Genomic DNA, 8044 nt, shown 5'->3' with positions numbered 1-8044 from the left:
ACGAAATTCCTGACAGTCCCTGCGCCTGCGGCAACGTCCCGAGCCGGCGCCGCCGGCTCAGCAGCACGCGATGTTGTGCAGTCTCCTGATCGGCGGCGAACACGACCTCTCCGCGCCTCCCCGCCTCAGCGACCACATTACCCGCGCGCGGCCAGCACCTCGGCATAGGCACGCAGCACCGCCGCATTGGCGGTGTCCCAGCGGAAATCCGCCGCGCGTTCGTGCGCCGCGCGGCCCATCGCGCCGCGCAGGTCCGCGTCGTTCACCAGCCGCGCGATCGCCTCGGCATAGGCGTTCACGTCCTGCGGCGGGATCAGGAAGCCGGTGCGGCCGTCCTCCAGCAGGTCCATCGCCCCCGTCGCACGCGCCGCGACCACGGGGACACCCGCCGCCATCGCCTCCGACGTGACCTGTCCCCAGGTTTCGGTGACGCTGGGATTGAACAATACGTCCATCGACGCGACCGCGCGGCCGAGATCGTCGCCGCTCTGGAACCCAGCGAACGCCGCCTGCGGCACACGCTGCGCGAACCACTCGCGCGCCGGCCCCTTGCCGACGATCAGCACGCGGTGCCGCACGCCCAGCGCATCGAGCCGGGCGAGCACGTCGGCGAAGACGCCCAGCCCCTTTTCCAGCACCAGCCGACCGAGAAAGCCGATCGCGACCTCGTCATCGGCGATCCCCAGTGAACGCCGCCACTCCAGGCTGCGCGCATCGGGATGGAAGCGGCGATGGTTCACGCCGCGTCCCCAGATCGACACCGGCGTGGTCACGCCCAGTTCGCGCACGACTTCCGCCATCGACGGCGTCGGCACCAGCACGCGGTCGGCGCGGTTGTAGAAGCGGCGCAGGATCCACTTGATCGCCGGCTGCACCAGCGACAGGCCGTAATATTGGAAATAGGTTTCGAACCGCGTGTGCACCGCCGAGACGACCGGCACGCCACGCGCGCGCGCCCAGGTGACGGCGGCATGGCCGAGGAATTCCGGCGCGGAGACATGCACCAGATGCGGATCGAACGCCTCCAGATCGCGGCGCGGTTTCGCCGGAAGGCCGCGCCCGAGCTTATATTCGCCGCGCCCGCCCGGCATCGGGATCGCGGGCACGTCGACGACGGTGCCGCGCGCCTCGAACGCCGGGGTGGGCGTGGTCGGCGAATAGACGCGCACCTTCACCCCCTGGTCGAGCAGATAGCCGACCAGCAGATTCTGCGCCTGATTCGCGCCATCGCGCACATAATTGTAATTGCCGCTGAGAAAGGCGACGCGCAGCTCGGTTGGGTTCATATCCCCTTCGCTATCGCCGATCTGCGGCAAAATCGCGACCCAGCGCGTGCAAGGGTGACTAGGCGGTCTTGATCTCGTCGGTGCGGCGGATGCGGCGGATGCGCGGTTCGCGGTCCAGCATCGCGGTGCGGCGGATCGTCTCGCGCAGTTCCTCGCGCTTGTCGTGGATCGAGGCGATCACCGGCCCCATCGCAACGCCCAGATCGACCAGCACCGCTTCCGACAATTGCAAGGAGCTTTCCAGCGTCTCGGGCACGGCGTCGGTCGCCCCGGCCTTGTAGAGTTCGGCGGCGTGCACCGTGTCGCGCGCGCGCGCGATGATCGGCAGGTCGGGGAAGTCCGCGCGCAGCCGCTTGGTCAGGCGGACGGTCAGCACCGGCTCGTCCATCGTCAGCACCAGCATCCGCGCATTGGCAAGGTCGAGCCGGTCGATCAGCTCGGCACGCGCCACGTCGCCGAAGATGATCGGATAGCCGCCGCTGCGCGCCTGCGTCACCGCGTCGATATCGGCCTCGACCGCGACATAGGGTTGCTTGTGGCGCGCGAGCATGTCCGCGACCAGCCGCCCGACGCGCCCGAAGCCGAACACGACCGCACGCTCGCCCTCGGCATGGTCGAGCGCGTCGGGCGGCGCGGTGGTCCGCCCCTCGATTCGGCGCGAGATCACGCGGCCGAGCAGCGCCAGCAGCGGGGTGATCGTCAGCCCGATCGCGGTGACGGTCTGCCAGAAACTGGCGGTGGCGGCGGTGATGAGCTGCGCCTGTGCGGCGGTGGCCAGGACGATCAGCGTCGTCTCCGACGGGCTGCCCATCAGCACGCCCGTTTCCGCCGCGATCCCCGGCCGCGCGTTCGCGACGCGCAGCAGCAGGAAGGTGACGATCGCCTTGCCGGCGACGACGCCTAGGACCGCCGTCAGCAGCGGCACCCAGTTGGCGAGGATCGCACCAAGGTCCAGGCTCATGCCGACGGTGATGAGGAACACGCCCAGCGCCAGCCCCTTGAAGGGCGCGGTCATCACCTCGACCTCGGTATGATATTCGGTTTCGGCGATCAGCAGCCCCGCCAGCAACGCCCCGACGATCGGCGACAGGCCGGCGGCGGTGGTCGCGACGCTGGCGACGATGACGACCAGCAGCGAGGCGGCGAGGAACAGCTCGGGGCTCTTGGTTCGCGCCGCCTGCGCGAACAGGCGCGGCAGGACCAGCCGGCCGCCCAGATACATCGCCACCACGGTCAGGCCGCCGCGCAGCGCGACCCCGGCGATGCCGACCCATCCCTCGTCGCTGGCGGTCGGGGCCATCGCGCCGAGCGCGAAGATGATCGGCACCAGCGCGAGGTCCTGGAACAGCAGGATCGCGAACGCGCCGCGTCCCACCGGGCTGGTCGTGCCCACCAGCGGTAGCACGAGCGCGGTCGAGGACAGGGCGAGCGCAAGGCCTAGCCCGGCCGCGCCGCCCCAGCTTTGACCCATGACATGCAGCGCCACGCCGATCAGCGTCGCGCAACCCGCCAGCGCCGCCGGCCCGGTGCCGAACACCAGCCGCCGCATCGCCCATAAGCGCCGGAACGACAGCTCCAGCCCGATCGAGAACAGCAGCAGCACGATCCCGAACTCGGCGAACGGCTCGATCGAGGCGGGATCGGAAATGGTGAAATAATAGAGCCATGGCGCCTTGGGGACGAGCGCGCCCAGCCCCGCCGGGCCGACCAGCGCCCCCACCAGGATGAACCCGATCACCGGGCTGATGCGGAAGCGCGCGAAGGCCGGGATCACCAGTCCGGCCGCGCCCAATACCACCAGTGCGTCAGAGAAGCCTTCGTTGTGCAGTCCGATCGCCATGCGCGTAACCTTACGCAAGGCGCGGCGCGTTTGTCGCCACCCATGGGCTAAAAAATCCCAAGTGACTGCGCGCGCTCGACAAAGCATGTCGCCGCCGCCAGTCTGATCCGCGTTTCGCGTTATCGGGAGTTGTCATGCGCCGTCGCCAGTTTCTTGCCTCCGCCGGGTCCGCCGCCGCGCTTGCGGCATTGCCGCGTACGGCCGATGCCACGACCGGCACACGCGATGCCGAGTTGCGCGCGCTGCTGGATCGCTTCTTCTATGCGCGGCTGGACGACAATCCCGAGCAGGCGACCTCGCTGGGTCTGGACAGCGGCGCGCGCGCGGCGCTCAAGTCGCGACTGGGCGATGCGAGCCGGGCGGGCGAGGCGCGCCAGTTCGCGCGCGCGCGCTCCGAACTGGCGGCGCTTCGCGCGATCCCGCGCGCGGCACTGGGACCGGCGGCGCGACTGGATTACGATATCGTATCCTACAGCCTGGAGCGGGTGCTGGCTGGCGAACGCTATACGTTCGGCGCGAGTGCGGGGCGGTATGCGCCCTATGTGCTGACGCAATTGACCGGCGCGTATCGCGACGTGCCGGACTTCCTCGCCAATCAGCACCGCATCCGCGACGCGGCCGACGCCGACGCTTACGTCGCCCGCGTCGCGGCGCTGGGCGCGGTGATCGATGCCGAGACCGAGCGGCAGCGCGAGGATGCGGCCAAGGGGGTGTTCGCACCCGATTACATCCTCGACACCACGCTGAAGCAGCTGGCGGCGGTGCGCGACCGAGCGCCCGGGGCGACGGGGATGGTAAGCGATCTTACTGCCAAGCTGAAGGCGGCCGACCTGCCCGCCGACCGCGCCGAGGCGGCGGCGACGCTGGTCGCCGAGCGCGTCTTCCCGGCGCTGGACCGGCAGCGCGCGCTGGTGACGGAATTGCGCGGGCGGGCGGTGCACGACGCGGGCGTGTGGCGCCTGCCGGACGGTGCGGCTTATTATGCCGCGGCGGCGAGCGCGGCGACCACGACCGAGTTGACCGGCGACGAGATCCACCGGCTCGGGCTGGCGCAGGTCGCGGAGATCGGCGCGCGGATCGACGGCATCCTGCGCGCGCAGGGGATGACGCAAGGGACCGTCGGCGAACGACTGGTCGCGCTCAACAGGCGCCCGGACCAGCTCTATCCCAACACCGATCCGGGCCGCGAGGCACTGCTGGAGCAACTCCGCGCGCAGGTGGCGGCGATGACCAAGCGGCTGCCGGAGCAGTTCGCGATCCTGCCGCGCGCACCCGTCGAGGTGCGGCGCGTGCCGGAGGCGATCCAGGCCGGCGCGCCGGGCGGCTATTACCAGTCCGCCTCGCTCGACGGGACGCGCCCGGCGATCTACTTCATCAACCTGCGCGACACGTTCGATCGCCCGAAGTTCGGGCTGGCGACGCTCAGCTATCACGAGGCGGTGCCGGGGCATCATCTGCAGGTGATGTCCGCGCTGGAGAGCCAGGACATTCCGCTGATCCGCCGGCGCGGCTTCTATTCGGGCTATTCGGAGGGCTGGGCGCTCTATTCGGAGCAGCTGGCCGACGAGATGGGAATGTACGAGGGCGATCCGCTGGGGCAGGTCGGCTATCTGCAATCCCTGCTGTTCCGCGCGACGCGGCTGGTCGTGGATTCCGGTATGCACGTCAAACGCTGGAGTCGCGAGAAGGCGACCGATTATCTGATCGCCACCACCGGCATCGCGCGCGGCCGCAGCCAGGGCGAGATCGATCGCTATACCGTCTGGCCGGGGCAGGCGTGCAGCTACAAGATCGGGCATACCGTCTGGACGCGGCTGCGCGACGAGGCGAAGCGCAAGGCCGGGGCAGGCTGGGATCCGAAGGCGTTCCACCGCGTCCTGACGCTGGGCGCGATGCCGCTGACGGTGCTGGAGCGCGTGGTGCGCGAACGAATGGGGTGAGGGGGGCTGCGGCCGCGCCACTTCTTCGCCGTCACTCCCTCAACTATCCGTCACCCTCCACGCCCGTCACCCCGGCGAAAGCCGGGGTCCAGTTCCGGGAGGATAGTAACCAGCGATGTCGTGCCGTTACGACGGCCTTCCCGACTGGACCCCGGCTTTCGCCGGGGCGACGGGAGAGAGTGAGGTGAGGGGGCGGGTCGGAAAGGGGGAGTGCGAGCGCGTCAGAACCGCACCCGCACGCCGGCGGTCACGCGGCGACCGTTGTCGACCACCCCGCGCAGCAGCCCGACACCGGTGTCGTTATAGATCTTCGCGTTCGTCGCATTGGTGATGTCGGCGTTCAGCGTGATCATGCGGTTGATGTCGTAGCTCGCCGAAATGTCGAGCTGGCCGTAGGCGCGCTGATAGTCGCCGTCGCCGAAGGTGCTGATCGGGTCGTTCACGAAGCCGTTGCGGTAATTGTACGACGCGCGGATGCCAAAGCCCGCCTTCTCGTAATAGCCCGCGATGTTGTAGCTGCGCGTCGACGCGCCCGAGATCGGGATCGCCGGCTGTCCCTGCGTCACCACCACGTCGCCGAGATCGAGATAGGTGAAATTCCCCAACACGCCCAGGCCATCGAACGGGCCGGGCAGGAAGGTGAACGGCACCTGCGCGCCCAGTTCGAAGCCCTTGATCTTGCTGCTCGATCCATTGCGCGGCTGGCGCAGCAGGAACACTTGCTGGCGGCTGCCGCCTTCCTCCAGCTGCACCGTCTGCGTGACCGAGGTGGCGGAATTGACGATGAAATTGTCGACGTCCTTGTAGAAGACCGCCGCCGACAGCAGCCCAGAGCCGCTGAAATAATATTCCAGCGACAGGTCGATCTGGTTGGAGACGTAGGGGCGCAGGTTCGGATTGCGCGCGCTCATCGTGCTGGTGTTGGCATCGACGCTCAGCGTCGGCGACAACAGGCCGATATCGGGGCGCGTCATCGTCCGCGCCACCGCGCCGCGCACCTTCAATTGCGGCGTCAGGTCGTAGGACAGGTTCACGCTCGGCAGCCATTCGCCATAGCTGTTGTCGATCGACACCGGCGTGGTGCGTTGGACGACGGTGATGATCCCCCCGCGCCGCACCAGCAGCGACGACAGGTCGGCGGCATAGCCCGCCGACGTCTGGTCGGTGCGGACGTAGCGCAGCCCGACATTGCCGGTGAAGCGATCGTCGAGCGCGCGGATGTCCATCTGCGCGTAGGCGGCATAGGAGCGTTCGGTGACGGTGAAGTCGTTGGCGAGCTGCGTCTGCGGCGGGGCCAGCGACAGCATCGTGTCGAGCGGGATACGGTCGAAGAAGGCGTTCAGATTCGGCGCGAGATAGCGGCCCAGCGATTCCTGCACGAACTTGGAATAGTTCACCTCCGCCAGGATCGGCGCCGCCGACGTGCTGCCGCCCTCGATCGTCGGATTGTAAGCCTGTCCCAGAGCGGTCGCGACCTGCTGCGAGGTCAGGTTGAAGGTGCGCGAGCTGAACTGGCTGCGGCGATTGGCGAACATGCCGCCCGCTTTCAGGACCAGCGACGCGCCGCCCCAGTCGACGTCGCGCGCCACGTCGAGCCGTCCGTCATAATTGCGGTCGATGCTGGGCGCCCGGTACGTGCCGCCGACCGCGAGCAGGTTGTAGGTCGAGGGATCGAGCGGGTCGTAGCCGCGCGCGAAGGTCACGGTCGGTTCGCGACCGAGATCGCCGTTGGTGTCGTATCCGACCCGCGCGCGCGAATTGATCGCGAAGCCGTAGTTGGTCGCGGTCCGCCGCGCCTTGGAGAAGGTGAATTCGGTCGATACCTTCAACCGGTCGAGCGTCCAGATCCCGCCGAGCGCGCCGCTGAACAATTCGTCGTGCGTGTCGATCGGGCGCGTGTCGGCGCGGTGATCGACGCCGTTCGCGTCCAGCGCCGTCAGATAGCCGTCCGCCACCGTGCTGCCGGCGATGCCGGCACCCGGCCCCTGGATATTGGTGAAACGGACCTGATGCTCGTTGTAGATCGAGTAATCCTTGAAGTCCGAGAAGAAGCCGTCGACATAGAAGTTGAGCGTGTCGGACGGCTTGAACTGCAACCCGCCGATCATCGTCGCACGCTCGAACTTGCCGTCCTGCGCGACCAGATTGGTGGTGTGGATGAAGCGATACTGGTCGGCGAAATCGCCATCCAGATTATAGTCGAGCGGCGGATTGCGCCGCGCCTCCACGCCGTTTTCCGCGCCGTACCCCAGATAGCCGGCCGACAGCACGCGCCGCTTTTCATAGTTGAAGCCGAAGCTCGCGCCGAACGTGTCGCTGATGATCTTGTTGACGAACAGCGAGGCGTGCGGCGTCACGCGGTTCGGGTTCTCCTCGTAGATACCCTCCGCGGTGATCGCCACCACGTCGCGCCCGGCGTCCAGCGGGCGGGCGACGCGGACGTTGACCGTGCCGGCCAGCCCGCCTTCCACCTGTTCTGCGCTGGGCGACTTGATGACCTCCACCGCGCTTACGAAGTCCGACGACAGCGAGGTGAAGGAGAAGCTGCGCCCGCCGCCCGGCGTCGCGATCTGTCGGCCGTTATATTGCGTCTGGGTGAAGTTGGGCCCCAGTCCGCGCAGCGCCACACGGCTGCCTTCGCCCTTGTTGCGGGTGATCTGCACGCCGGTCACGCGCTGGAGCGATTCGGCGAGGTTCTGGTCGGGGAAGCGGCCGATATCCTCGGAGGAGATCGCATCGACGATGCCGATGTTGTTGCGCTTCAGCGCGGTGGCGTCGGCAAGGCTGCGCCGGATGCCGGTGACGACGATATCCTCGCCGGCCGTGGCCACCTCGTTGTCGGGCGTGGCGGCGGGCACCGTCTGCGCCATGGCCGCGTCGGCGAGGCATAAGGCCAGGCACGAGCTCGCGGCGGCCAGAATGGAACGTGACGACATGGTCTCTCTCCCCGAAGAGCCGCGCCGTCCTTTTCGACGGCG

4 protein-coding genes are annotated in these 8044 nt (G+C 68.3%); 1 reads left to right on the top strand and 3 read right to left on the bottom strand.

The window, feature by feature from the left end; all coding sequences use genetic code 11:
- Positions 1-137: 137 nt before the first annotated feature.
- Positions 138-1286: a glycosyltransferase family 4 protein gene (locus NS334_RS11365; protein ID WP_058756073.1), complete on the bottom strand. Its 1149-nt coding sequence runs from the start codon at positions 1284-1286 to the stop codon at positions 138-140.
- Positions 1287-1344: 58 nt separating this feature from the next.
- A complete protein-coding gene (locus NS334_RS11360; RefSeq protein ID WP_058756072.1) occupies positions 1345-3126 on the bottom strand; it encodes a cation:proton antiporter in 1782 nt (593 codons plus the stop codon).
- Between the two features lie 134 nt (positions 3127-3260).
- Between NS334_RS11360 and NS334_RS11355 the strand changes: the two genes are divergently transcribed.
- Positions 3261-5066, top strand: coding sequence for a DUF885 domain-containing protein (locus NS334_RS11355; RefSeq protein ID WP_058756071.1), 1806 nt, complete (start codon positions 3261-3263; stop codon positions 5064-5066).
- A gap of 221 nt (positions 5067-5287) precedes the next feature.
- Here NS334_RS11355 and NS334_RS11350 read toward each other — a convergent pair whose 3' ends face one another.
- On the bottom strand, positions 5288-8002 hold the full coding sequence (locus NS334_RS11350) for a TonB-dependent receptor (protein ID WP_083500424.1): 2715 nt from the start codon (positions 8000-8002) through the stop codon (positions 5288-5290).
- Positions 8003-8044: the final 42 nt, after the last annotated feature.

The organism is Sphingomonas endophytica (assembly GCF_001476895.1).
Taxonomy (GTDB): domain Bacteria; phylum Pseudomonadota; class Alphaproteobacteria; order Sphingomonadales; family Sphingomonadaceae; genus Sphingomonas; species Sphingomonas endophytica_A.
Note: the sequence above shows the minus strand (reverse complement) of the source record. Positions and strands in the feature narration are given on the sequence as shown.

Coding starts and splice junctions, on each gene's coding strand:
- NS334_RS11365 (WP_058756073.1), bottom strand. CDS start 1,286: ATGAACCCAACCGAGCTGCGCGTCGCCTTTCTCAGCGGCAATTACAAT.
- NS334_RS11355 (WP_058756071.1), top strand. CDS start 3,261: ATGCGCCGTCGCCAGTTTCTTGCCTCCGCCGGGTCCGCCGCCGCGCTT.
- NS334_RS11350 (WP_083500424.1), bottom strand. CDS start 8,002: ATGTCGTCACGTTCCATTCTGGCCGCCGCGAGCTCGTGCCTGGCCTTA.
- NS334_RS11360 (WP_058756072.1), bottom strand. CDS start 3,126: ATGGCGATCGGACTGCACAACGAAGGCTTCTCTGACGCACTGGTGGTA.